Consider the following 26256-nt stretch of genomic DNA (forward strand, 5'->3'; position numbering starts at 1 on the left):
ACCTATGGGGTTTTTTACAACTAATACACTAAACACTTAAGAATAACTTAGTTTGTTGATATTGAAATCTCCTAGAATTTCATTTAAATCCTCGATAAAATTCAAATACGCTGCGTTGTCTGGATTTTGATTTGCCATAAGATTTGGTTTTAAATGTGGACTTCATGCGATGTTACATATAGTCCAGTTCGGTCAATTCATTTAGACTTAAAATTTCGTTTAGTTCTTGTAGAAAGGTTAGGTACTCCTCTCCATATGTATCGTAAAGCATGATGATTTGGGTTAAGTTTTTCCGGTAACCACCGGCATAGATTTGGGCTTTTTCGTTTTATGATATAAACATACTATTAACGTATTTTAAAATCAATTAATTGTGGTATAAACTCAAATTTTCGTTGTATAACTTGTTAAACCCGGAGATACAACCATTTTACCCCTTTTTTGACATGAACCGTTCATCGGAATAATTGGTATTTCATCGATGCCTGTTGCTCAAAATTTGACCTGGTAGGCAATCCCTGCAGATACCACCCAAAAAAATCGCCCGGATTCAAAAACCAGTTCTTGGCGTCCCAATCCAAGGTTGGCCCTATATAGGTTGGGGTTCTTCTTTCCCGAAAACTGATATTCCAATATAGCCTGCTGCGACTCAATGTATAATACGGTTTCCGCTAAAAGTTCATCTCCATCCTGCAATTGTCTCAGTTCTGGGGAATAGCCCATTCCAATATTGATTCCTAAGAAATTTGATCCATCCTTAAAGTATTTTCGGGCCAAAAGGTTGCCTGAAAATCCACTGCCTTTGTTTACATTGGGTAGAAAATAAGGTCTAATCGAAAAATAATAATTGCCATGATATAGTGCGGCACTAGCCGTAATTATATTGGCCTTTACGTTATCGAAATCCAAATAACGCATACCAAGGGAAATTTCCATGTGCTTTGGCCAATTCACAAACAGTTCTGCCCCTACCCTATGATTAGGGAAAATGACAGACTTTGAGATACCATAGTTCAAGTATCCGTAGAATTTTTTTGAAAACCTGGGATAGAAGTCCACCTCATATTGCAACCCTTGAATTTCAAAACGGTTGCCATAATTTAAGCGCGGGATTATCTTTCCCGCCCGTGTTTCCCTTTGATATTCCAAGCTGGTATATAACATGGGTTCATAGACAATGTCAAAAATCTCAAAGGCGTTGGAAATTCCAAAGGCATTGTTAAAAGCGGTATTTTCCGAAGTCTCTTCCAGTGTTTTTGTTTCTTTTGATGCCATAGGGCTTTCTGATGTAGTACCCTTTAGGGCCTGTTGTCGCAATGCTTCCAAATCCGAATCCTTGGGAAGATATATCAGAGCTTTATTCGCTAAACCTAAAGCGATATAGTATTCCTGGGCATACAACTCATTTTTTATGGTCGCCACCCATACCTCCTTGTTTTTACGCTCTACGGATGTAATTTTATTGAATTCCCTTCGGGCGTCATTATATTTTTTGTCCCAACTTAAGGTTTTGGCCAAGAGGTTTCGTACGTCCGTGTAATTCGGATACTTGGTGAGAATATGGCGTAAAGTATCACGGGCCACGGTTCCATTGCCCCCGAACGCCAAATCCCTTGCCGTGAAAAAGGAGGTATCCGGATTACCATTGTAAGCCAAATCCTGACACTGAGATGACAACCCATATAGGCAGGTGATTAAAAAGGCTATGTTTTTAAGATACTTCAATTTTCCGTGAATGTGGTTTCCGCCATGGCATCTTCCTTAACGTTAGTGTCCTTTTCTTCCGTTTCGGATTTCAACTTTTTCCTTGCCCGCAAAATCTTGTTTTCGATTTCATCGGAAACGATACCGCTCTGTTCTATTCTTTTGGATAGGTCTATCGCTTTTTTATGCTGACCTGACCAAAAGAAAGTGTCTAGAAGTGCAGCATATCCATCGGCATACTCAGGATATTTCCGAATGGCCTCCTCCAAAATCGCTATGGATTCGGTGTATTTTTTTTGCCAGGCATAGATTCGGCCAGTCAAAATTTCAGTGTCCGCATGTCGAGGTATTTCTTTTAAAATATACCTACATAATAATAGAGCCCTGTCCCAATCCTCGTCATGTGCCAGATTTCGCGCTGTTTCGTAAGCTCGATCAAAATCGTTGCCATTAAAAACACTTTGTATCCAGACCATATCGTGCTTACTAAAATCTGCCTTCAAAGGCGTAAAAATGGTCCCTTCCTCAGGGATAATCCGATTGTTTCCCATCACATATTTGTTTACGGATTTGAAATATCTAAAGTTGCCCTTTATTTGTTCTTCTACGCTATCATCGTCCAATTCCGTTAAGCCTAGGTTTTCATCCAGCGCATATATGGAATTGTCAGTCATGTAATGGGAGCCACTAATGAAATCCTGAATATTATGCTTGCCCCTTAAAAGTGGAATCTGTTTTGCGTCATTAAAAGTGTCGGGGTATAAAAGACTTTCTCCAAGCCAAGCCACTTGATCCGGTACTTTGAACTTGAATTCCTTCTCCAACAGGGAAACCAGCGAAGGCATTATATCCATATGAGAAGCCAAAGACCTAATTCTTTTTGGGGAATTGATCAAGGGACTGAAAATCATTAGGGGAACCCTGTATCTGCTCAGCTCATCTTTTTGTGGCAAATCAGTGAGATTGTGTGTTCCGGTAAGGATAAAAATTGTGTTGGCATACTCCCGTGTTTTCCTATAATTTTTGATAAAGGCTTCTACGGCTTCATCCGTGTATTTGAGACTTGCAAAAATCTCCTTATGGTTTCGTACCAGTTTGCGTTGCCGCTTGCCCATGGATGACTCTTTCACTATACGATCTACCCTATCCTCATAGAATTCCCGATTTGGAACAAGGTACGGTGATTTGGTGCTTAAGGTGAAGAACACATCCATTCTTGGGCCATTAAAAGAGTTCGGCAAGGGGGTTCCTTTTTTAAATAGTGCCTTGTCCGGATAGCCTAAGGAAATACCAGCAGCATCTTTCTCCTGCTGCCTATGTTCATCCCCAAAATTGTTTTTGTCCAATATCCGGTCCACACGTTCCTCATCCAAAAATCGATCAAAATGATCTAGGGCACTATTTCCCCCATAATTGAACGAAGTGGTGTATCCGTTATCCTTAAGAATCCCAAAGAGGGTATGCCGGTGGACAAAACTGTCCATATGGGTAAACCCAGAATCTCCAAATGGCAATGAGCCCATTATCGTGGAAAGTGCAGCGGCACTTTCTCCGGTGTTGCTTACGAAATTTTCCCAGACCAAAGCGTTGTTCCGGAGGGAATTCAGAAAAGGGGTAAATCCCGGATAAAGGGGGTCTAGGTCAACAAAATCGGATCCGAGACCTTCTACGATCAGAAATACGATGTGGGGCTTCTGTTGCTTGAAATTGAAATAAGGACTAAGGTCATCCTTTTGTTCATAAGACCTTAATAAGGGATATTCCTCATCCCCTTCATAGGCATTAAATTCAAAAGAGTTTTTAGCCAAACTGACTATCAAGTGTTGGGCCTTGTTTTCATTTATGGGTTTTTTGTTAGAATTGAGTGTAGCCAAAAAAAGGCTGAAAAGGATTATGGTAAAAGGGTACATTTTACCAATGGGCCCATAAACGGATACGAAACGCTTGGCTAAATAGTAGAATGATGCAACGATCAAAGGCAATGTTATTAATAGGGGAATGGAAGAAAAATGAGAACCGTCCGATCTTAAGGTGGCGTTAATTCCAAATGCCAGTATAGTGTAATTCTGCACATAATACTCGATAAGTAGTCCTTCCAGTACCAGAAAAGCCAAGAAAACAATCCGGATGGTCTTAAGTCCCAAACCAAACATTCTCCGTTCCAAAAAATTAAATAGGAACGCTGAGCATAAAGCCAAGACCGCTGTGAACCCAATATGGTGCATTACCAGAAGAAAAAAGCTCTTATTCAAAAAACCGTCCAATGCTCCGGAGAAGTATAGCCGGATGTTCTGGTATAGGGACCATACTACCAAACAACTAAAAAAGCTGAAGACCAAAGGAATGAAATCCTTGAGTGTCTTCCCATTTTCCGAAATAGTTGATATGTTTGAATCGTTCTGCATTTTAAGAGGCTTTTGCAAATCCCTTACGGACTTGGGACCCCCAGCCCGATTTTACTTTAAACAATTTTTTATAGTTGCCCCGAATAGCGGACCAGACCACTATGGGATGAAAAACAAAAGGCTCTATCAGGGCGCACAGCATTAAGGTTAAAATGTCCTTTGTCTTCTTATACTCATTATAAGAGTAAACATCCCATAGAATGGCATAGAAAGAAAACATAATGGAAAACATATATACTGTAGCCGTTATAGCCAAGAAAAACTCCCAATTGAGTATGCCCAAATAATAGAATAAAATGATGGAGAAGAAGCCGAAGAACTCTAAAATTGGAGCTAGCCACTCGTAAAAAAACCAGTACGGATAACTAAGCATACCCAAACGGCCAAATTTGGGGTTAAAGAACATATCCTTATGCTTATACAAGGTTTCCAAATTGCCCCGGGCCCAACGATCTCTTTGATTTATCAATATTTTGGTATCCTCCGGTACTTCGGTCCAACACAAAGGATCAGGTATATACTCCACCGTATACGGTTCTTTGCGTTCGTGCATGTAGCGTCGCATTTTAAATACGATTTCCATGTCTTCACCCACAGTATTGGTGTCGTACCCTCCCACGGCCAAAGCGATTTCACGGTCAAAAAATCCGAAGGCCCCGGAAATAATAAGCAGACTGTCTATACGGCCCCATGCCATACGCCCCAAAATAAAGGAACGCGTATACTCCAACAATTGGAATTTGGCCAACCAGTTTTTGGGCAACCGGATTTCTTCCAATTGACCGCCTTGGATAATACAGGAGTTTGCAATCCGGATAACGCCACCAACCGCTATCACTCGCTTTTTCGATCGTTGATAGAAGGATTTTACAACATGTAAAAGCGCATCCGGCAACAATAGGCAATCCACGTCTATGCAACCCACATATTTGTTGTTGGAGAGTGCCATGCCCGTATTTAACGCGTCGGACTTACCCCCATTCTCCTTATCTATTACCGTGAGTTTGGAAAATGAGCGATGTTTGGATTTATAAATCCCTCGGATAGGCTTAGAGCGCCAATTGGGGTCTATCTCCTGTTCTATTTTCACGAGGTCGTATGCAGCTATCATTTTCTCCAAAGTATCGTCCTTGCTGCCGTCATTGACCACCATTACCTCATAGTTTACATAACGAAGCGACAAAAGGGAACGAATATTTTCCACAATGGTCATGCCTTCATTGTATGCCGGTGCTATAATGGTGATACTTGGCGCCAAAGGCGATGCCATAATCTTGGAAATGTCGCCAAAACTATTTTTGTTTCTATAATGGATGGAATTCCTTGTAGATAGATAACCCATTGCGGTGAACATGGAGAACAATACCACCGTAAACGTTAGAAATACAATGTTTATGTATTCAAGGATAATATGTAGTAGTCCACTATCCATTAAACCTACCCGATTTTTCTTTGAGGGTCGTTTTGAGAGGGATTGGAATCATTGCCATCGCCATACGGTACTTCATTTAAAAATGCATGCTCCAATGGGAGGGAGTCCGTTTTATGTTTTATTGTATTCCCTGCTTGCTTCTGACATTCCCTTGCTTCGCGAGACAATCGTTCCTGCAATTGCCCCAATACCTTTTTTGCTGCATTCCTAATTTTCTGTTCTGGCTCCTCATGGAGTAGTTTTCTCAAGAATCTTACTTCCTTTTCATCTCCTACCACCAACATTTCCTTCAGTAAAATAATTTTGGAATCCGAATCACAAGTTGTGAACAATTCCTCAAAAACATTGTATTCCACAATATTGTCCTGGAAGGTGTCCAGTTCCCAATCCACTTCATAAATATCATCTTTACGGGAAAATCTCTTAATGAGTTCCCGCGCCCGTTCTTTGATAAAGTCCATTTTTGATTGTTCCATAATGTCATTTAATAAGGGTATTTCACGTTGGTCCCCCAATTCTTCTATTAAATCGAGTGATTCGATTACGGAGAGAATTTCATTGCTGTAGTAGCGGGGTTTAGGAATATGTTGGAGGAGATCCTCTAATTCCTGGAAGGATTCCTTTCCGAAATCGTAAGTTTGGTCTGTATTTGGAACGTCAAGTCCATCCAATGGCCAATCATAGTACTGTTCTTCTGTGTCATGCCTCTCTTTGTCCTGTGGCGACACCTCCAGAACTTGGTATTGCAATTCTAGATTTCGTATGTATTTCCAGTTTACTTCACCCAAGGACATTGGCTTTTGAGGATTCGGTTTTTTCGCTATGGATACCATAGTTTCAGTGTTATCGGAGATTTCTGAATGATTTTTTGTCCTCGATTTTTGTGGTGGGTCTTTATGAGGTAATACGTCCTCATAGTGGACTATGAGGTCCTTGGTTTCCAATGTTCCGTGGTAATCTTCTCCTATGTCTACTTTGCCCTGCCCAATATCGTTATCAATTACAATGGGCAAAAAATTCAATTCGGACAAATTCCTTTTTTCCCAAATATTCTTCTCTTCTTCCACTTCAATCCCGTCCACATGGGATGTAACAGCTGTTATTTCTTCAAAATCTACCTGTAGCCGTAACGGGTCTTCAATACGCGTTGTTTCATTGTCCGTAACGTTGATTCGGAAATCTTGGCTTTGTGGCGGAAGATTTTTTTCCTTAGACTTTGGAGCTACCACAAGAGGCAGAAAATCAAGGTTTACCGATGTTTCTTCTACTTCTGGAATAGGAATATCGTCCGTAGCAATTTCCTTTTTTTCAGTCATCTCATGCTCCACGGAGAATTCTAGTTTTTCCTCCTTCGTTTCTTCGTCCAAGGTGATTTGACCGGTTTCCTTTTCATCAAATTCAACCGATCCATTACTGTCAGTGTCCGAAATTGTGCTCGTTTTATCCTGTGTTTCTTGGTTTTCTTGGACTATAGGGGCTGTAATCTCGTTTTTCCAATCATGCTTCAATCGGTTATCTATATCTTCCGTAGGCATTATACTTTCCGGTACAATCCTATTTATTACACTAATAGCCTTGCTCTTAATGGCAAAGTCGGAATATTTGGCTTCTACGTGTTTTAGGAATTCCATTTCCTCGGTACTCCCCAAAATTGCCATGGCATCCAAAATGGAAATTTTAACATCCAAGTTCCCTTTTTGGAAAACCAGTTTAAGTGTATCCATGGCCTCCACGATATGAAACTCCTTGATGCATTGGATAGCTTCCTGTTTAATTTGATTGTTACGGTGTTTCAGTAATTCTATCAAAGAAGAGCTGGCATCGTTCTGATTGTAAAACTTGATCAACCGTATGGCAAAAAGTACCACATCCCTGTTTTTGGAAGTAAGCCAAGCTTTAAAACGGGGCGGTTGATAATCCTCCAAGTTCCGGACGACATTTAATAGTTTTAGCTGTTGCCATTCGGATATTCTGTATTTCGTAGTATCCAAAAAATAGTTGAGGCCCTCATGCTTTAAGCTTACCGTAGCTATCTCCGCCTGTTTGCGTATGGTACTTCTTTTGTCATTGATGAATTTTATAATGAAACTATAGGATTCCGTTACCTGCATCTGGGTGAGTTCCAAAATACCTTTTGAAACGACTTCCCAACGCAAGCTTTTTAATTTGTGAAAGGCATCCTTATCCAAGTCCAGGTCTTGATATAGTCTGAACAATTTTTTTTTGGTATCTCCGGAAACGTCCCTGCTTAAGTCCAATAGTATTTCCGACAGTACCACCCTGTTCAAATTGATCCTTAGCAATTCCCTTACCTCAATTTTAAGGTTTAGATACTTCGTCTTCTCCTCGGTATCCGCATCTTCCTGATGAAACAGGAATTTGTTTATCATGGGAGAAAGTTCCTTTTTACGTTGTCTTACTCTAGCCGCCTTATCAGTTAGTCTATTTCGAAAAAAGAATATGCCAATAAAATAGAGTACAGCCAGCCCAACGAACAAAAAGGTTAAATCCCACAAAAGATCCGTATGGATCTTTGGGGCGCTTATCAACGTTATGTTTTGATATGTTAACTCTTTGCTAATCAAATTTTTGCATTGTTCAGCTCTCTATTAACCCGTACCATCAATTCGGAAGGGCTCACTGGTTTAGAAATAAAGTCATTAGCTCCCAATTCAAATGCAGTCAGTACATTTTCCTCGTTTCCGGCAGAGGAAATAATTATAATCGGCGTTTTGGAACCCAGTTCATTACGTACAAAATCTATAAGTTCCATTCCAGAGAAATAGGGCATCATAATATCACTGACAATTATATCGGGAATCTCCTCCGCCAGGTATTCCTTCACTTCTTTCCCATCTTTACTTAGACTTACCTCATATCCCCCTTTTTCCAGACGGTACCTAAGTAAAGAGGCCAGGAGATTATCATCTTCTGCCAACAGCAATTTTTTTCCGGCTATCATTTCCCTTTTCGTTTTATTTCCAGGAAGGCTTGGTCTATATTCAACTCCGTTTTTGAGTATTCGTCCACAAAACAGCTGTAGAGCGATTGTAGTTTTTTTACATCCCCTTGCGTCTTACAGGCTTCCTGAATTTGGACGATTATGGCATGGAGTTCATGGGACTGCATCATAGCAAGTCCCGCCTTTATCTTATGGGCGGCAAGTCCCAACTCTTCAAAATCACCATATCTTATATGGGTCTTGGCCGAACCTATAAACTCCAAGGCATTTTGCTTATACAGTTGAATCAACTCCTGTAAAAGGTCTACATCACCCATACAATCCTTTAGGATGGGAGCCAGATCTAACCGCTTGGAGTGTTGGTTTCTATTTACCACCGTTTTTTTAAGCGCTTCTGTAAGCTCCATATTTTTACCTCTATTTTTAAGCAAGGTGAACATGAGTTCATCAGGGTTATAAGGTTTTAGAATACAATCGTTGATACCGTATTCCTTGCACTTATTCTTGTCTCCTAAGGAAAAATCGGCGGTAAGGGCAATAATCGGGATTTCCCGTATGGTCGCATCTTTATTCTGGCGAATTTGCCGGGTCACTTCAAATCCATCCATCTCGGGCATTCGCAAGTCCATTAAAATGGCATCCAGTCCCGTTTTTTCAAGAATATCGAGACCATAACGGGCATTCTCCGTAATGAATGTGGTACAACCCCATGATTTTAGGCGCTCTTCTATCAAACGTTGATTGAGCAAATTATCTTCAAAAACCAGAATCCGCATGCCTTTGATGGATTGTCGTACTTTTTCCTTTTTAATTTTAGGCTCCTGAGCTTGACCAGCCTTTTTGCCATTACCGAGCCCATAGGGAATATCAAATTTGAACGTTGTACCGACCCCCAAAGTACTGGATACCGAAATGTCCCCTCCCAGGTTTTCAATGAGTTGCTTTACTATACTCAAACCTAATCCTGAACCACCGTATTTAAGAAACGTGCTATCCGTAGCTTGCTCAAATGCATTAAAAATATTGGGCAACTTGCTTTCGGGAATTCCGATGCCCGTGTCCGCAATGGCAAACTCTAAGCGTATTTGGTGTTTAACTTTTTGCTTCACTGCAATACGCAATCGAATGCTGCCCTTTTCCACAAATTTTATGGCGTTGCCCAAAAGATTTAAAAGAATTTGAGAAAGTTTTGAGGGGTCACCGACCAAAATTCCAGGTATATCCGGATCAATTTCCGTTTCCAAAGTCACCTTCTTGTCGGTAATAAGCGTCTTGCACAAGTATGTTACCTCCTTTATTACATTTTGAAAGTTAAAGTCTATGGTATCAAAATCCTCTAAGCCGGTAGATAACTTGGAGTATTCCAAAAGTTCGTTTATTATTTCCAGCAGCGAGTACGATGCCGATTGTATGGCATTGACCTTTTCCAATTGCTTGGAAGTGAGTCCATCTTCCTTTAATAAATCGGTAAACCCGACAATACCATTTAATGGAGTCCGAATTTCGTGACTCACCTTTGCAATAAGCATGTTTGGGGAGGGACCCAAATTTCCTTTCGAATTCCCGTTCGTGGATTCCTTCTTAACCTTAACAGCTACGGAACCGGGTTCTCCGAATACTTTTTGTTCCAAATCGTTCTTGAAAGCTTGGAATGATCGTTTTAAATGGGAAGCCTCCGCAGTACTTAGTTCCTCAAATGAAAAGCTATTGAGCATGGACTCCATGTTCTCCAAAGAGCAAAGTAGATTTTTGGGATTCAATGGTTTTGATTTGGTTATTGAGAAATACAGAGCGAAAAATCCTTCAATTATTCTGTATTTTCTTATTTTGTTTTAACAGTCTGATTCTAACTAGGTTAAAACTCACCAATTCACATATCGTACACAATTAAATGTTACCTAGGCTCCCTATTATGTTGTCAAACAGCTTTATTTGTAGGTCTAAAATTTTCATTGGATATATAATGTGATTTGTCTTTTTGGCCCTGTCCCTTTATTCTCCAATCAAAGGGAAAAAAATAAGCAATGGAAAGTTTTGAAAACGGCGTTCGCGGAGTATGCCGCTAACTACTTTAGCATTAAGACAGATCTTGGGTTAAATCTTGGGTTTTACTCCAGTTATTGGTGGAAATGCTCCTAGAAAAGATAAAACCCGGACTAATCCCAAATAAAGCAAAACTGAAAACGTGATTGCCCAATTGCGGGAGGTAATGTCTTCTAGGTTACGTAGATGTTTCAGAAAACAGCAAAGAAAACGAAGTTAATCTCCTCCCTCCAACCTATCCTTGACGAATTCAATTTTGGTCTTTCCATGGGGTACGGGTTTTCCCTTTTCATCCAAATTTACCATAATGATATTGTCCACCGTAACTATAGTTTCCCGGGTCATTTTGTTGCGGACTTCGCAATTAAGCGTCAAGGAAGATATGCCAAATTTTACAACTTCAATGCCTATTTCTACGATGTCCCCTTGTACCGCGGTACTCATAAAATTGATTTCGGAAATATACTTTGTGACTACCCTTTTATTCTCCAACTGGATAATGCTATATAATGCGGCTTCCTCATCGATCCAGGCCAGTACACGGCCTCCGAACAATGTTTGATTGGCATTTAGGTCCTCGGGTTTTACCCATTTCCTGGTGTGGAATCTCATAGCTCAGCCATTTTTACAGGTGTAAAATTAAGGAAGAAACTACGGCAAAATCCATAAATTCAATACAATCCCTCTGTTTTTTCAATTTGCAAATCTTGCACCTACTTTATGAGGTTTTTGACGATATGTATCGTCCCAAAATGAACATATCGCATTAAATACATACCCGGTTTGCCGTGGAAATTGATTTTCAATTTTAACAGATGTGACGAACAACCCATAAAATATGTTAAGCTTAGAATAAACTTTTCTTAATTGACTTTCTCTTTGGGCCGTAATGAAATACATTTATCCTTCACCTAATCCGCCTTCGCATGACGACAATCGTAAAATTTCTTCTTCTGCTTATCCTATCCTTATTTTCATTTATGGGATTGGCCCAAGTTTCTGATGAAAAGGCTATTGAACTGGCTGCAACGGACTATATGGAAAACCATTATCATAACGGTCAAGTACCCACAAAAAGGGTAGTTCGTTACAAGATGGCGGAGCTGGGGATTGAGAACGATGAAGTTTCCCGAACCCTAAAAGATGGTGGCTATAAAAAATTGGACCCTTACTCACAATTGGAAAGTGGGAATAGGGCTGAAAGACCTAACAAGTTTTCGACGGTAACGGTTGAAATCCTTGATATGGATGAAGATATGGCTAGTATTGGTGTGCGCACCAATATGCCTGATTATTATGACTATATGCATTTGACCAAGACAGATGGTCAATGGGAAATAGTAAATGTGTTATGGGATAACCGAAGGGTGGAATAAAACAAATGGAGGCCGCTACCTACCGAGAAGACGATTATTATTCCGATCCGCATTTTACGATATTTAAGGTTCCGGAATGGCGGGCCAAACTATATACCTTTCTTTCGGTGAATGTTTGGGGCGGTATGCCCAGTACCGTACAGCGAAAATTATCTTCCAAATACGCTTCGGTATACGATAAACCTTTTTCCAAAAATTTCATTAAGACCTATATTCGTATCAATTATTCGGATAAAAATTACCTGGATAAATTTAAACCTCCTTTTGGGAAAAGGGACTTTGAAAGCTTTCAGGACTTTTTCATCCGCGAGTTTAAGGAACTACCAAAAAATAATGCTCCCTTTGTGTGGCCCTGTGAAGGCCTGTTGTGCGACCAGGGCGAGGTGTCCCAAATAGAAACGTCACGGGTTAAAAGCGACGTACGATCTATCGCCACAATTTTTGGGACACAGCGTAATGCTATTCCCAGGGAATACACGTTTACCAACGTGTTTCTGCACAATAAAAACTATCACCGGATACATGCCCCGGTACATGGTACCATATCCCGCATACAACATATCCCCGGGGATTTAATAGTCCTTCGCCCCTGGATATACAAACAAAACCCTTCCTTACCGGCCTTTAGGAACGAACGTTACAATGTGGATATCCGGGACGATAAAGGTCGCACTTGGTATTTGTCCATAGTCGGAGGTCCCGCCGTACGGACCATAGAACTGGCCCAATCTATAAAAGTGGGTCAATCTATAAAAAAAATGGAGGAAATCGCTTTGTTCTATCTGGGCTCCACCTGCTGCATGGCTTCCCCTGAAGCCCCAAAGCGACACTCAAAAAACTCCTTTGTGGAAGTGGGGGCAACCTATTAAAAGAGGGTTTTAGGCTGTACCAAAGTGGCAGGAACCTTTAAATCCAATGCTAATTTTTTATTGAGTTTTTCGATAAAATATACTGAGAGCAAGGGAGATTCCAATTCCAAATTTTGATGGACAAAAAAGTGGATGTTCTTTAGGCCTTTTTGTTGCCAATCATACAACCTATCCACCCAATCATCCAACCGGGCATAATCACTTTCATGATTGGCCCCCACATAACGGATAAAGGCTTCGTTATTGGTAAGTCGCATGTGCATAATATCCCTTCGTCCAGCGGTATCGACCAGAATATTGGCAATTTGGTTTTCTTCCAACAGATGATAGAGTTCCTGTGCCACCTTTTCGTCATTGAACCAGTCCGTATGCCTAAACTCCATGGCCAGGGAGAATTCCTTGGGCCAGTTTTCAACAAAACGCACTACCCTATCCCAATCCTTGGGACTAAAATTGTTATGCATTTGCAAAAATAGGGTCCCCAGTTTTTCCTTGAGATTGGCCGTAACATTTAGGTATTCCTCCAAAATAGGATAAGCCTGCTCATTAAGCCTGCGCAAATGACTTACATTCTGCACGATTTTGGGAAAGAACTTAAAATCCTCCGGGGTCTTCCCATACCAGCCCTCATAGGTCTTGGCCGGGAAGATGCGGTAAAAGGTCGCATTGAGTTCTATGCAATTAAATTGGGAAGCATAATAGGCCAATTCGTCCTTTGTGCCTCTGGGATAGAAGTTCTTCAAATCCTGGCGGTTCCATTTGGCACAACCAACTTTTACATGAAAAGGTTCTTTTTCTCCCTTGTATTTTGTTAACAAGACCTCCGTACCGGGATGGTCGTGCGGAATGCTAAAATCAATAAGCTCAGGTTGATCTACCTTACCAAATTTCATAGTGTCTCGTATTAAATTTTGTCGTGTTTTTGATTGAGAACCAAAAGGCCTACGATTAACTTTTTATATAAACGGTTTTTCTGTTCATGAATTCCCTAATGCCATGTGCCGAAAGCTCCCTACCATAACCTGATGTCTTTATCCCTCCGAAAGGTAAGCGGGGATCACTCTTCACCAATTCATTTACAAAAACGGCACCTTCATTGCATTTGGGTATTAACCTCTGAATCCTATTTCTATCGGAAGTAAATAAAGATATTCCCAATCCAAACTCCGAATCATTGGCCAGGCCTATTGCTTCCTCCTCGGTGTCAAAAATAGTTATTCCAAGGACCGGACCAAAGGTCTCTTCCTTAAAAACAGGCATGTTCCTCGTCACATCCAGCAATATTGTGGGCTCAAAATAGGTTCCATTGCGCTTTCCCCCTAAAATTACCTTTGCCCCCATTTTAATAGATCTCTTCATTTGTTTTTCAAGCTCTATAGCCAAATCTTCCCGGGCCAAGACGCCTACAAAGGTATCCTTGTCCATGGGGTCTCCGCTCTTAAGCTTAGCTACCCTATTTCTAAAACCGTGAATAAATCTCGGCGCAATACCGCTTTGTACTAGGAGGCGCTTGCCAGCAATGCAACTCTGCCCTGTGTTTTGAAATCGAGCTTGGATACAGATATCCAATGTCCGTTCCAGTTGGGCATCATCAAAAACGACAAGGGCATTATTGCCACCAAGTTCCAGAACGGTTTTCTTTATATGGTATCCGGCTGTAGCGGCCACGGATGCCCCAACCGGCGTACTGCCGGTAAGTGTTACCGCTTTTACAGCGCTATTCCCGATGACCGTTTTTACCTGATCATTGGATATGACCAAATTTTGAAAACATCCTTTTAGGAACCCAGCTTTTTCAAAAATTTGTTGAATGGTTTCCGCGGATTTCATCACATTGGAGGCATGTTTCAGCAGCCCAACATTACCGGCCATCAAATTGGGTGCGGCGAAGCGAAAAACCTGCCAGAAAGGATAGTTCCAGGGCATAATGGCCAGAACCGGACCCAAGGGTTCATAACGGACAAAACTTTCCTCCGCCTCAGTCTTGATAATTTCATCCTTAAGATGGTTTTCTGCATGGGTAGCGTAGTATTCACATACCCAGGCACATTTTTCGATTTCAGCAATGGACTGGACAATGGGCTTTCCCATTTCCAATGTGATGATTTCCGCATATTTTTCTGAATTCTCCATTAAAACCCTACCTGCGGTGCGCATTAATTTGGCGCGTTCGCCAAATGATGTTGTTTTCCACTCTAGAAATGCGCTTTGGGCCCTGGCAATCCTTTCTCTTAGCCCCGAATCATTCAATTCCTGAAATTCAAAGAGGTTTTCGCCGTTAAATGGGTTAGTGGATGTCTTCATAGATGTTTTTACCGATTTAAATTGCACAAAAATCCTTCTCGATAAGATAGAAGTTTATCGGTTCATTTAAAATTATGAATTTTTGGAAGTAAATAAGTCCAATTGGGCCAATAACCATGAATACAGGAAATTCACAAATCGCTATCCACCCTGTCTTATTCATCAAGTTGTGCCAATTCCTTTAGTAAATTGAAGGACAACTTCGAAATATTGGGGCTATCGGCCGAATAATTTTTCATTAGGACAACCCCATTGCCCCGGTCTTTGTCGAATGCCAGGTTGGCCCGGTATCCTGCAACCCCTCCCGAATGACCGATTACGGTTAATACGGAATCCTGTTGTATTCCAAAGCCCAATCCGTATGCCTGCCCCTCACCTTTTGGGGTCTGGATTGTCTGCATGCGAGATAAATTATTTCTTGAAAGTAATTTGACCGAAAGTCCCAGATTGCATAGGATGAATTTAGCCAAATCGTTCGGGGTTGAATAGATGCCCCCGTTGGGGACTTTATAGCCACGCCCCATATGCTCCCTTTGTGGTTTTTCCCGGTCTAGTTTACCATCGGGTCCCGTTTCCAAACCTTTGGAAAGCCTAAAAATTTGGTCTTCCGGCACAATAAAATAACTATTGTCCATTTGCAGGGGTTCAAATATTTTCTCTTCTATCAACTCCATAAACGGCTTGTCGGCAGCCCTGGAAAGGGCCAACCCCAAAATACCGTATCCAATGTTTGAATAACTAAATCTTTCTTCAGGATCATACTGAAAACTTGTATTGGCAATGGATTCCAATACTTTGGCTTCCCATTCGGCTATTGGTCCAGCTGCCGCATCTTTTTGTTTTGGCTCCCTTATAAGCCCGGAAGTATGGGCCGCCAAATGTTGAAAAGTGATTCGTCTTGCGTCGGAATACCCATCCAGTTTTTTAATTTCGGGAAGATAAAGTTCAACAGGGTCACTTAGGGTAATTGTCCCTTCCTGTACCAACTGCATCATCAAAAATGCGGTAATCGGTTTTGATATGGAACCTGTTCGATAAATTGTGGTCGTATCCGCTTTAGTTGCTTTGTCCGAATCGGAAACACCAAAGGCTTTGGACCAAATAACTTGGTTATCTACAACAATAGCCCCGGATATACTTCCATAATTTTCGAGTTCATTGTTGAGTTGATCTTCAAATTTCGCAATGACTGATTCCAAAGTCTCGGTTCGTACGGTGTTCTCCCTGGTTTGGGAATTACATCCTAGAATCACCAAAACATACCACAGGATAAGTACGCTATTTTTCATCGTTTACTTGAACTTTCTTTTCTCAAAATATAGCGGTCTTAAACGAACCGACAATCAAAAAAAAATTGATTTTCTTGCAATTTATACGATAAGGATAGCACTTTATACAATTGTAGACCTCAAATACATGATAAGTAGCTAGATTCACATTAAAATAAGAGCCATACCAGCTACACGAATTGTCTTTTCATTAAAAAACGAGTAACCTATGAATCCTCTTGTATCCTATATCGCAGCCGCAGCCATACTTTTTGCTTTAAGTGTTCTTGTTTTTATTTTGACCGGGCTTATGAAAAGTAGACCTGGCCGGTAATTGCCCTACTACCTTCACGGAAATCATCCCGTATTTGAACTTTGGGAGCAGTCCCCTAAAGGTCATTTCAGTCACGAACTACAGGATGCCGCTACTTTCCGTCACATCCAGGTTTGGCATCGATATCCGATTCCAAGCGAATATGGCTTAGTCCAATATCTACACCTTCCCCAGCTGTAATGATTAGGGCAGAACTGATCTGGGTCATATCTACACCAAGATCGGCAAAGCAACTTAGGCTTATTCGATATTCGTCCCAGTCATTCGCCGCAATGCTGACTTCAAGAAATTGATCGCAAGAGGCATTTTCGCTGCACATCCCTATTTGGACAAGTGCCTCGCCGGCTTCAAATGATTTCGCTGAGAACGTCAATTCCATGGCGCCATTTGCCTGACGGGACAAATCAATCTGTGAAGCTGAATTGATCCGCATTTCATCATGGTCAGATTTGGTCCATTTTATCCTCAAAGCATCTTCCTGGGCCTTGTGATCGGTCTTACTAACAATCAACCCTCCTACGGATGTTGGATAGCTCGCAATTTGTTTATTCAAATCGCCGGAACTCAACCATAATCCCCAAGGTGCAACAGGGATTCCCTTGCTGAAAAACTCACCCGTAAATGCAATAGCGCTATTTTCCAACCCTGAATTTTCCGTAAGCTGATCGACGGTTGTATCGTTCTTGTAGGTAAGGCCATACCCTAACTTAAATAACGGTTCGGCATCTTTCGAAACTACGGCACTGGATGGCCAAGAGAAAGATAAACGACCTGTAAAATCAAAGGAAGGATCCCTTTGAAACAATAGGTCCGAAATACCTCCTCCTTCACTACCAGGCAACCATGCTGCGATAAAGGCATCAGAGACGTTGATTTCAGGATTGGTCCATAAAGGTCGGCCCGATAAAAAGACGGATACAATGGGAATACCTTTACTTTGAAACTCCGCCAATGTATTCACGTCAAAACCATTGGGAACGAAATCGAGATTTTCACGATCCCCCTGGAACTCCGCGTAGGGGTCCTCACCATAAATGGCGACCACCACATCGGCTTCCATAGCTATAGCACCATCGGCGGAAAATACGACCTTACCCCCAGCTTTTTGCACCGCTTCCTGTATACCATCCAGTATGGACTCACCATTGGGAAACTCTTCGTTGGTATGTCCTACCCCTTGCCAGGAAAGCGTCCAACCCCCACTGGCTTTGGATATACTTTCTGCTCCATCACCCACTACCAGAATTGTTTTTGAGGCATCCAAGGGTAACACGTTACTGTTGTTCTTAAGTAAAACCATCGACTCTCGAACGGCTTGGCGTGCTATGGCCCTGTTTTCAGGGAGCCCCAAAAGACTTTCATCCCCGGCATTTTTTCGTGTGCTCGGCGCACCTTTGGTAAATATCCCTGATGCTATTTTCACGCGCAGGATACGACGCACGGCATCATCTAATCGTGTCATGGGAATAGTACCGTCCTTTACATGCTTCAAGGTGCTTTCATACAAGCCCTTCCAACTGTCCGGGGCCATAAACATATCGAGACCTGCATTTAGCGACTGCGCACAATCGGTATTCGTACAGCCGGTAACCTGGCCATGACCGTTCCAGTCACCTACCACAAAGCCGTTGAAGCCAAGTTGGCCTTTTAAGACATCGGTCAATAAATCCTTGTCGCCGTGAAGTTTTCTACCTTGCCAGCTGGAAAAAGAAGCCATCACCGTCTGTACGCCTGCGGGAATGGCGGTGTAGTATCCGGCCGCATGTATCTTGTATAAGTCCTCTTCGCTAATACGGGCATCGCCCTGATCGACCCCTTTTTCCGTAGCCCCGTCAGCGAGAAAGTGCTTGGCGCTGGATATAACACGGCCGGCCCCCATAAAATCCTCTTCGCCAAAACGGCCCTGTAGCCCGTAGACAACGCGATCTGCATATGAATGGACTATCTTCGGATCCTCAGAAAATCCTTCATAGCTCCTCCCCCAGCGTACGTCCTGTGGAACCGCCAAAGTTGGGGCAAAGGTCCAATCATGGCCGGATACCGTAAGCTCATGGGCGGTAACCGCTGCAATTTGTTCGATCAGATCCGGATTGTTCATCGCACCGAGTCCAATATTATGCGGAAAGACAATAGCCCCGCTAAGGTTGGCATGCCCATGTACCGCATCTATGCCCCATATACAGGGAATGGCCACTTCAACACCTTCGTCATCGATGGATGCATTGTAATATTTATCGGCCAATTCCAACCAAGCTTTTGTATCTGCATAAGGCAATGGCCCAGGTGCGGAATTTCCGCCGCTCAATACGGCACCCAAGCGATATTGCTTCACCTCCTCCGGCGTTACCGAAGCATTGTCCGCCTGGATAACCTGACCTACTTTTTGTTCCAACGTCAGTTTTGGTAAAAGATCATCTATTTGCGCTTCTATCGCCGGATCCAAGGGTAGCGGTCTAATGTTGGGCCAATCTTCCGGATGTACAAGATTCGTTGATTTTTCTATTGCCATAGTATTCTTTTTTTGCGTACAGCCTAAGACTAGGAGGGACAAAATACAATATAGGGAGACGGGCACGGTAAACGGCTTTACAATACGCATATTACAATTGATGTTAGTTTAGTTTTATAGTACATAAGGATCCCTTTGAATCCTAAACCGACCTGTAAGTTACATTATTTCTTGTTGTGTTTGGGAATGTCTTTTGCCGTTGTTTTGTAATGGTGCCTAATTATCATTTTTGATTCTTTTTAGCTTGCTTTCTTAAACGTCTTTTTCGTTCCGCTTTGGTTTCAATATGAAAATTGATTGGAAGCAAAACGCGGCTCTGGCGGATACGCCATCTTTCAATAGAGGATCTATTTTTGGGACTTGTTTAATATTTCGACGGGCTCATTCTCGAGAAATTCATGCGGCCCCCTTACCTTAGTATCAACAAATTCTCCACTTTCATTAACTGCAAACCTTGTAAGAACGAGAAGATTGTCGCCTGATTTGTAATTCAAAACTTGGACAATACTGTCGTTTTATCGTGATTTGGCTCTCTGTTCTGAATAGTTTGGGATATTAATTCAGCATTCTAACTTCGCAAATGGATTGCAGAAATCAATATTGTAGCCAAAATAAAATCCTTCGTTATCACAGTTATCCTTTTTTTGAACTTTTCGAAAAGTTATTCGATTAAAACGCCTTTCAACGCAGACTTCTCAATTGGCCCTATGTATCTAGAATCCTCAGATTGATCACGATTATCTCCCATAATAAAAACCTTTCCCAAAGGAATTTTGAATGGACCAAAATTGTCCTTGCTCCAATTCTGACCATACATGGCCTTTATAGTTTGGTTCAACTTACTTGCAGCATCAACAACTTTTCGTTTTTTTAAATTTAATTTTTCCGCGACTCTATCATCAATAAACTTTGAAATAGTATCTTGGGGCTTCATCCACCAGTAGTCTTCACCGACTTCTCTTCTTATGACATCAAATTTATTAAACTCCTCAATTGAGATTTTATACTCATGAGCAAGTGCATATTTATTATCAAAGTTTTTCCCATTAATAAATAAAACCCCATCTTTAATTTCAAGAATATCATTCTCCACCGCAACCAATCGATGAATTCTATAATGAGAATGGAGACTATCAGGATACTTAAATCTATAACTTACAAAATCCCCAGGTTTTGGGGATATAAGATTGGTTGTTATGACAATTTCCCCTTCTTTGATGTTTGGTTCATTCGACCAGGTAGAATTCCTGAAAACAGCTAACAATCCAGAAAAATAAAGCATATGGTAAATGACAAAAATAGAACCAATAATTATTAATGTTATCATCTTCCACCTTTTCATTTGTCATCGTTTAATTGAACTTTTAGCCAGTTATTTTGCGTAACAACATTTCAGCCTCAATATTTTCCTTATCCATTTGTAGTGCCAACTCCAGGAACTTGATTGCCTTTTCATTCTCCTTTTCGTAAAAATAGCTTCTTCCAAGCAGGAAATTGAGATAAGACGATTCAATTTTATCCGATTTCAGCCGGTGGGCCAATGTTATGACCTCCAATTCCCGTCCAAGATTGCTCAACATATGTAGAGCGGCCTCCCAATCTTTTGTGGTAAATGTACTTGGATTGATCAATCCCTTCATTTCAGGGTGATCTTTTAAAAAATGGAATGCTGGTAGATACATCGACCAATTCGGATTTTCTGAAATCCCTTTCTTGATCCATTTAATAGCACTTTCTTCATCACCCAATGCAATGTTGGCCGAAGCGATTCTCGAATACATCCCGGTCCATCCGTCAAGCATTTTCTCTGACTCTGACAATTTTTCCAATGCCCTTGAGCGGTTTCCTTCGCTATGTGCATAGAGCGCTTGGTTCAACCTAATCCTTCCATAGTGGAAATCCAGGAGTGTCCGTAGGTCGTCTATTGGATTGCTGGAATGATCGACACGTAGGTCTATCTGATTGTACCACTCATTGTTGGTGCCTTTTACCACAAGCGCCGCAGACTGTTTCCCGGAAATCTGTCCTCCCGATGCTTCACCGGCCATAAGGCTTTCCAGGAGTCTTTGTGCAAGTGTTCCGGTGGCGGTTTCAAATGTTTTGGACATATTGGTGAGCACGCTGTCTGCCAATTGGTTACCCATTACCACATAGTTCTTTCCCACAATTTGGGAAGCTTTTCCATTCCAAAATTTCAATGATTTTCCGGTAAAGGCATAAACGTTTCCATCTTTATCCATTCCCGAAACTTGCCGATAGTTTGCGTGCCCGTCTTCGTTCTTGGTGTACAGGATGGCGTCCGTGATGGACTTTCCTTCCCTTAACTTTTCGAAGCCTGCCTGCGCATATCTGGGTTCCGTTTCGGCGATTACCGAAAATGCACCCAGTCCCGGTTCTATATAAATGGTCGAATTTCCCACATAGATGTTGTTGGTGGCAACAGCAATGCCCCATTCCTGTGCATTTTCATCATACGCCAAAATTGAAAAGGTGGAGTTGATATTCTTTCCCTTTAACAGGGATTGCAAATTCTGGGAAAATGAAATGATTGAAAAGAAAAAAAGGGCAAGGGTCGTAATAATGGGTCTCATCGTATTTCGTTTTGATTGATTAATGGTTAGATGAAAACCACTCTAATTTGTTACATACCCTGAAAACAAATTGCGCCACCTACGGCGAAGAATCCTTTTATTGCACTTTAGAATACATAGCAAAACCAATTAAAAGGATGATAATCAAAATTGAAAGGACTATCATCAGCTTTTTCTGATCTTTTAAAATCTCTATGACTAAACCCAATATTTGTTCAAGCATCGTTTTTTTGAACTTTTAATTATTAATGAATTTAAGAAAAGTCCATATTAAATAAATGAAAAACCCAAACCCGGCAATGTAGACCAAAATCACCAGAAGCAACGATAGTCCGGTCAAGCCCATCATAAATTTCTTTAATTTCTCCATTTAGATAATCGTTTATTTGAACTTTATTATTTGTTAGGAATAGAATTTCTATAGGCTGCCCATTTTTTCATATCCTTCTTAAATTTTTCTACATCAAAAAAGTCAGGAGTAAATCCATCTGCTGCCTTTAAGTCAAGTGAGTCCAAAATGTTACCTATGCATGGGATTGCTAGCTCATTACCACGAACATGCATGACAAAGCCGTCGGACAATTCAGAATCTCCCATGTTAAACTCAATTGAGAAGAATTCATTTTCCAAAAGACCCCAAGATGGATTCGTAAAATCCACAGTCGGTTCAGCTACTTTAATTTTATCAATTAGTTCGCTTCTGTTGCCAATTGGTTTAGGTTCAAAATCATCAGGTATTTGTTCTAATGAATCAAAATCTCCCCAATCTTGTACATATAAATCCCAACTCATTTAATCGTTTATTCGAACTTTAAAGTTTAGGCCCAAGATTTTTCATTAATCAATTTTGGGAACTTTTCTATAGTTGAAACCATATTCCTTCTGAAGTCTATGGTTCATATAATGGTCTGGGGGATAAACTGAAACCTTGATTTTGTCATTCTTGGATTTAAGCCACTTGACAAAATCTATGAACTCATCTCCACGGGCTATCGTTTTAAATCTAATTGTTTCCTGCTTTTCCCCGTAATTGAATATCATCTTGTTGAATGTGGGGCTTTTATTTACGGATATGAATTGTAATTCAATTATGTTTTCATACAGAATCCTTGCATTGTCAGGTTTGAAGACATGGTCAACAACTATGAATTGCTCCTTAAATTCAACATCGAATATCCTATTCCTACTGCGGTGGGCAATCCATAGGGAAATGAAAAGTACCACCATCGCAACACTAATTTGAGCTGCAATATTATTCGTGGTGGCTATAACAGCATAACCTATTCCTATAAACATTAGGGTGGCAACTACCGTGTCGAAAATTTTGAATCTAGAAGAAGAACGGTATTTATACATTGAATCCTTTTGGGGAGATTTATTGGTGCCAATCATGAAAACAAAACCTACATTGTTTAGATTTTGGGGTTCTTGTTAATTTGCCACATTTAGGACAATAATTGAAAACTATTTCATTTCCATTATCCGATAATATTCTTTTGGCCGTATTTTCCCTAAAAACCTCTATACCCTCTTTAAGTAAAATAAGTATTTCGGGGTCATCCGTTATCCAATTATTTCTCAAAAGCATTTCTCTTCGAGAGTGAGAAAACTCAGAAACGTTTTCCTTGTCCTGTTTAAACAATGTTGAATAATGCCTCCATGCCTTTTTCTCTTCTAGCGTCATCAAATGAGATGAGTATCGCAATATATAATCAACTTCATTCTTATCCATAAAAACTAATAAGTAAAGAATATTGTGAGAATCGTTTTATTTAAACTTTTGCTTTCTCATCATCCATCAGTTTTAGACGGACCAGCGTATCTAAAATAATATTGACTTTCTCGCAATTTATGCGATAAGTACAGCACGTCATACAATTATATTCCTTAAATCCATGATCAGTCGCTAGATTCTCCTTAAAATAAGAATCACACGCCGCCTGTACGAATTGTCCTTTAATTGTAAAACGAGTAACCTATAAATTCTCTTGTATCTTACATCACGGCTTTAGCCCTACTTTTTGCCCTAAACGACTTTGTTTTTATTCTGATCGGGCTAATCAAAGATCGACATGGTCAGTAAATTCTCCAATGTGAAGGCCTTCCTATCACCACCAATTCTTTTTACTGTTATAAATGTATCTATTTTTCTGGTTCTCTTCTAGAATAGATAAGTGCGAAAAAAAAGGTATTAGTTTTTCATAAATTGTATAACCATGCGGATGTATCGATTTAACCAACATCATTTTTTCTTTACAATTCATGTATCTCTTGTACCATGTACGGCTTGTATTTTGTTTGTAATCTGCTTTTGACCTCATTTTTATTTTATTAGCCTCAACAAGTTTTTTTTCTTCCATTAGTTTTTTATAACGACTTGGTTCGATAAACTCCGGATAAGCGTTGCCGTATAACTCATGTCCCAACGTATTTACATCCCTCTTTAATTCTTTATAAAAAATATTAAGCCAATTGCGTCCAATATAGTTTTCATTAAAAATTAGTTTCTCATGTAGAAACGGCATAATACTAAAGACTAAAAACCAAAATCTTTCCTTGCCCCTGTTTTTCCTTAAGATATGGCCTAACTCGTCTTGCTTGAAAAAAGTCTTGAATCCCAGATTTTCATTAAAAAAAATACCTCTGACATTTTTAAAAAATGTTCCTAAAAGATCCATTGAGTCATCTGCCATATTCTTTAAGCTCTTCTTTTTTAAAGACTCTAACATACTTTCAAGAATATCTTTATATTTTAAGTTATAATTTACTTGAAAGAAAACAGATCTATCTGGTTCTTTCAACCAACTAAACACACCGTTTATATTATTTAAATCCACAGACGGATTTGATATGAATCTTTCAAAACCAATTGTCAGATTTGAAACGTCTTCCTCCTCTATCGATATTTTGCTTTTGCCATAACTTTTGCGGAAGCCGGACATAAATAACAAGTCTGTATTAATATTTTTAAACAGAATATTTCTATAAGACAACAAATCTTGATTAATATATTGAATGAAAAATTCGGCCATTGAAGGATGATAAAACCAATATCTACCCATTATATTACTTAAAAGGCTACCCCTTAACAATTCCAGTTCTTCATTTATTAAAATCAATTTTTTAGGTGCATCCAAATCTTCATGGATGTAATTGTAACAGTAAGCTATAGATTCTATTCTTTTATTAGAGGAAAGAAATATGGACAACAACAGTATTTTTTTGTTGTCATCAAGATTTATGAAGATCTTCTTCAAATAATTATCTGGAAAATCAACATGTTTTAAGAACTCGGTATAATCAAAGTCCTTATTATTTTCAAAGTAAGATCTAACAACCTCTGGTGTAAAATTAGCTTTATTTATAAGAGGAGCTAAATCAAATTTGATGTCCGATAAACCCGTATTAAGCTTAAAGTACCTAAAGAATATGCTCTCTTTTTCTATCTGGCTTAGCATATTGACATCGACGTTGATCCTTTCGATTATTGACTTAATTTCCTTGTCGGAATAATTTATGAAAGCTCTGAATATATATTCTCGACTTGTAAAAATGAACTTATGGTTGTTGTCTGATAAATCAAAAATGAATTCTAGTTTTCTATTAATTAAATCAGCTCGATTAAAATCCAATTCATACTTTCCGAAAGTGTCGTCAAAAAGGAATATCTGTTTTTTGCTCGTATCATAAAACCTGTCAAAATCATGGATATCGATGATGTTATAGGGAATAAATTCTTCAAGAAAATGCTTATTGAAAATAATCATTTCAGCGGTAAAAGTCTTTCCAGATTTTGGTGGGCCAGATAACAAAAGAATATTGTTATTTTCAATTTTTTCTAGGGCGTTATTAAAAATACTTGTGTAAACAAATCTGGTTCTGTTCTTTTCAAATAGATGGACGAAGCTCCTAGAATTGTTCTCCTCTACTTTGTTTATTATTCTATCGAGCAAAATTTTAAAATCAGCATTTTTAATAATGGCTGGAAATAAAATTTTAATCTCGTCATTGTTATCGATACACGATTCAAAATGCCTATAACTGTATATCTTAAACTCTAACTTAAACTGCAGTTCATTATTAAGTACAAAGTTGTTAAAGATTTCAGATAGGTCATCATGTTGATTCCCGGTGAGACTGATATTGGTTACAAGGCAATAAATATCAGAAACTAGTTTGTTCTTTAAATAGACTTTGTCAAGTTCACTCTTCAAATCCTGTTTCAGAGAATTGAAATCAAGTTTGGATTTGTGCTTTGATTGAAATATGTATTTTCGGGTTTTTCCATCACTTGAAAAAAAGTTTGTCACCCCCTCGTAGACAAATTCTCGTCCTTTGTCATTACCCCCTTCCATTGGTTCAATCGATTTGGAAACATCAACCTGTAAACATTTAAAGGACAAAAGTTCAAATTGTTGCCAATCCAGGTTTTCTATATTGTATTTGTAGTTCAAAGTCA

General features: G+C 39.9%; 18 protein-coding genes. 2 read left to right on the top strand and 16 right to left on the bottom strand.

Annotated features, from left to right (window positions below; all coding sequences use genetic code 11):
* Positions 1 to 492: 492 nt before the first annotated feature.
* The 7 genes from Q0993_RS14170 to Q0993_RS14200 all read right to left on the bottom strand — a co-directional run bounded on the left by Q0993_RS14170 (position 493) and on the right by Q0993_RS14200 (position 11158).
* The gene (locus Q0993_RS14170; RefSeq protein ID WP_299534116.1) at positions 493 to 1725 is read right to left on the bottom strand and encodes a YaiO family outer membrane beta-barrel protein; all 1233 of its coding nucleotides are present in this window, start codon (positions 1723 to 1725) and stop codon (positions 493 to 495) included.
* Positions 1722 to 4109: a sulfatase-like hydrolase/transferase gene (locus Q0993_RS14175; RefSeq protein WP_299534119.1), complete on the bottom strand. Its 2388-nt coding sequence runs from the start codon at positions 4107 to 4109 to the stop codon at positions 1722 to 1724. Before Q0993_RS14175 ends, Q0993_RS14170 begins: the two co-directional genes overlap by 4 nt.
* Before the next feature lies 1 nt (position 4110).
* Positions 4111 to 5541 (bottom strand): glycosyltransferase family 2 protein, encoded by a 1431-nt coding sequence (locus tag Q0993_RS14180; protein ID WP_299534122.1) that lies wholly within the window; start codon positions 5539 to 5541, stop codon positions 4111 to 4113.
* 5 nt (positions 5542 to 5546) lie between these two features.
* A complete protein-coding gene (locus Q0993_RS14185; RefSeq protein ID WP_299534125.1) occupies positions 5547 to 7931 on the bottom strand; it encodes a hypothetical protein in 2385 nt (794 codons plus the stop codon).
* Between the two features lie 191 nt (positions 7932 to 8122).
* On the bottom strand, positions 8123 to 8503 hold the full coding sequence (locus tag Q0993_RS14190) for a response regulator transcription factor (protein ID WP_299534127.1): 381 nt from the start codon (positions 8501 to 8503) through the stop codon (positions 8123 to 8125).
* On the bottom strand, positions 8500 to 10263 hold the full coding sequence (locus Q0993_RS14195) for an ATP-binding protein (RefSeq protein WP_299534130.1): 1764 nt from the start codon (positions 10261 to 10263) through the stop codon (positions 8500 to 8502). The genes Q0993_RS14190 and Q0993_RS14195 overlap by 4 nt, the downstream gene beginning before the upstream one ends.
* 499 nt (positions 10264 to 10762) lie before the next feature.
* Positions 10763 to 11158: a hotdog domain-containing protein gene (locus tag Q0993_RS14200; protein WP_299534132.1), complete on the bottom strand. Its 396-nt coding sequence runs from the start codon at positions 11156 to 11158 to the stop codon at positions 10763 to 10765.
* A 314-nt stretch (positions 11159 to 11472) separates the two neighbouring features.
* On the opposite strand from Q0993_RS14200, the gene Q0993_RS14205 reads away from it, so the two are divergent.
* Positions 11473 to 11922, top strand: a complete 450-nt coding sequence (locus Q0993_RS14205; RefSeq protein WP_299534133.1) for a nuclear transport factor 2 family protein — start codon at positions 11473 to 11475, stop codon at positions 11920 to 11922.
* Positions 11923 to 11927: 5 nt separating this feature from the next.
* Positions 11928 to 12791 (top strand): phosphatidylserine decarboxylase, encoded by an 864-nt coding sequence (locus tag Q0993_RS14210; protein WP_299534134.1) that lies wholly within the window; start codon positions 11928 to 11930, stop codon positions 12789 to 12791.
* Here Q0993_RS14210 and Q0993_RS14215 read toward each other — a convergent pair.
* The 9 genes from Q0993_RS14215 to Q0993_RS14255 form a co-directional block, all read right to left on the bottom strand.
* Positions 12788 to 13684, bottom strand: a complete 897-nt coding sequence (locus Q0993_RS14215; RefSeq protein ID WP_299534136.1) for a DUF72 domain-containing protein — start codon at positions 13682 to 13684, stop codon at positions 12788 to 12790. The genes Q0993_RS14210 and Q0993_RS14215 overlap by 4 nt on opposite strands.
* Positions 13685 to 13739: 55 nt before the next feature.
* Positions 13740 to 15095, bottom strand: a complete 1356-nt coding sequence (locus Q0993_RS14220; RefSeq protein ID WP_299534138.1) for an NAD-dependent succinate-semialdehyde dehydrogenase — start codon at positions 15093 to 15095, stop codon at positions 13740 to 13742.
* 155 nt (positions 15096 to 15250) lie between these two features.
* Complete coding sequence (locus Q0993_RS14225; protein ID WP_299534140.1) at positions 15251 to 16384, bottom strand: serine hydrolase; 1134 nt, start codon at positions 16382 to 16384, stop codon at positions 15251 to 15253.
* A 404-nt stretch (positions 16385 to 16788) separates the two neighbouring features.
* Positions 16789 to 19206, bottom strand: coding sequence for a glycoside hydrolase family 3 protein (locus Q0993_RS14230; protein WP_299534143.1), 2418 nt, complete (start codon positions 19204 to 19206; stop codon positions 16789 to 16791).
* A 661-nt stretch (positions 19207 to 19867) separates the two neighbouring features.
* Positions 19868 to 20533, bottom strand: a complete 666-nt coding sequence (gene lepB / locus Q0993_RS14235) for a signal peptidase I (protein WP_299534145.1) — start codon at positions 20531 to 20533, stop codon at positions 19868 to 19870.
* Positions 20534 to 20570: 37 nt separating this feature from the next.
* Complete coding sequence (locus Q0993_RS14240) at positions 20571 to 21797, bottom strand: DUF1028 domain-containing protein (protein ID WP_299534148.1); 1227 nt, start codon at positions 21795 to 21797, stop codon at positions 20571 to 20573.
* A 396-nt stretch (positions 21798 to 22193) separates the two neighbouring features.
* Complete coding sequence (locus Q0993_RS14245) at positions 22194 to 22589, bottom strand: hypothetical protein (RefSeq protein ID WP_299534150.1); 396 nt, start codon at positions 22587 to 22589, stop codon at positions 22194 to 22196.
* Positions 22590 to 22634: 45 nt separating this feature from the next.
* The gene (locus Q0993_RS14250; protein ID WP_299534151.1) at positions 22635 to 23153 is read right to left on the bottom strand and encodes a hypothetical protein; all 519 of its coding nucleotides are present in this window, start codon (positions 23151 to 23153) and stop codon (positions 22635 to 22637) included.
* Between the two features lie 752 nt (positions 23154 to 23905).
* The gene (locus Q0993_RS14255; RefSeq protein ID WP_299534152.1) at positions 23906 to 26251 is read right to left on the bottom strand and encodes a hypothetical protein; all 2346 of its coding nucleotides are present in this window, start codon (positions 26249 to 26251) and stop codon (positions 23906 to 23908) included.
* Positions 26252 to 26256: the final 5 nt, after the last annotated feature.

Origin of the sequence: Ulvibacterium sp. (assembly GCF_028285715.1) — a bacterium.
Lineage (GTDB): Bacteria > Bacteroidota > Bacteroidia > Flavobacteriales > Flavobacteriaceae > Ulvibacterium.

Bases quoted from the DNA above. Each gene is read 5' to 3' on its own strand.
- lepB (WP_299534145.1), bottom strand. From the start codon at position 20,533: ATGATAACATTAATAATTATTGGTTCTATTTTTGTCATTTACCATATG.
- Q0993_RS14230 (WP_299534143.1), bottom strand. From the start codon at position 19,206: ATGGCAATAGAAAAATCAACGAATCTTGTACATCCGGAAGATTGGCCC.
- Q0993_RS14215 (WP_299534136.1), bottom strand. From the start codon at position 13,684: ATGAAATTTGGTAAGGTAGATCAACCTGAGCTTATTGATTTTAGCATT.
- Q0993_RS14200 (WP_299534132.1), bottom strand. From the start codon at position 11,158: ATGAGATTCCACACCAGGAAATGGGTAAAACCCGAGGACCTAAATGCC.
- Q0993_RS14180 (WP_299534122.1), bottom strand. From the start codon at position 5,541: ATGGATAGTGGACTACTACATATTATCCTTGAATACATAAACATTGTA.
- Q0993_RS14185 (WP_299534125.1), bottom strand. From the start codon at position 7,931: ATGATAAACAAATTCCTGTTTCATCAGGAAGATGCGGATACCGAGGAG.
- Q0993_RS14175 (WP_299534119.1), bottom strand. From the start codon at position 4,109: ATGCAGAACGATTCAAACATATCAACTATTTCGGAAAATGGGAAGACA.
- Q0993_RS14220 (WP_299534138.1), bottom strand. From the start codon at position 15,095: ATGAAGACATCCACTAACCCATTTAACGGCGAAAACCTCTTTGAATTT.
- Q0993_RS14225 (WP_299534140.1), bottom strand. From the start codon at position 16,384: ATGAAAAATAGCGTACTTATCCTGTGGTATGTTTTGGTGATTCTAGGA.
- Q0993_RS14240 (WP_299534148.1), bottom strand. From the start codon at position 21,797: ATGAGACCCATTATTACGACCCTTGCCCTTTTTTTCTTTTCAATCATT.
- Q0993_RS14245 (WP_299534150.1), bottom strand. From the start codon at position 22,589: ATGAGTTGGGATTTATATGTACAAGATTGGGGAGATTTTGATTCATTA.
- Q0993_RS14190 (WP_299534127.1), bottom strand. From the start codon at position 8,503: ATGATAGCCGGAAAAAAATTGCTGTTGGCAGAAGATGATAATCTCCTG.
- Q0993_RS14205 (WP_299534133.1), top strand. From the start codon at position 11,473: ATGACGACAATCGTAAAATTTCTTCTTCTGCTTATCCTATCCTTATTT.
- Q0993_RS14250 (WP_299534151.1), bottom strand. From the start codon at position 23,153: ATGTATAAATACCGTTCTTCTTCTAGATTCAAAATTTTCGACACGGTA.
- Q0993_RS14210 (WP_299534134.1), top strand. From the start codon at position 11,928: ATGGAGGCCGCTACCTACCGAGAAGACGATTATTATTCCGATCCGCAT.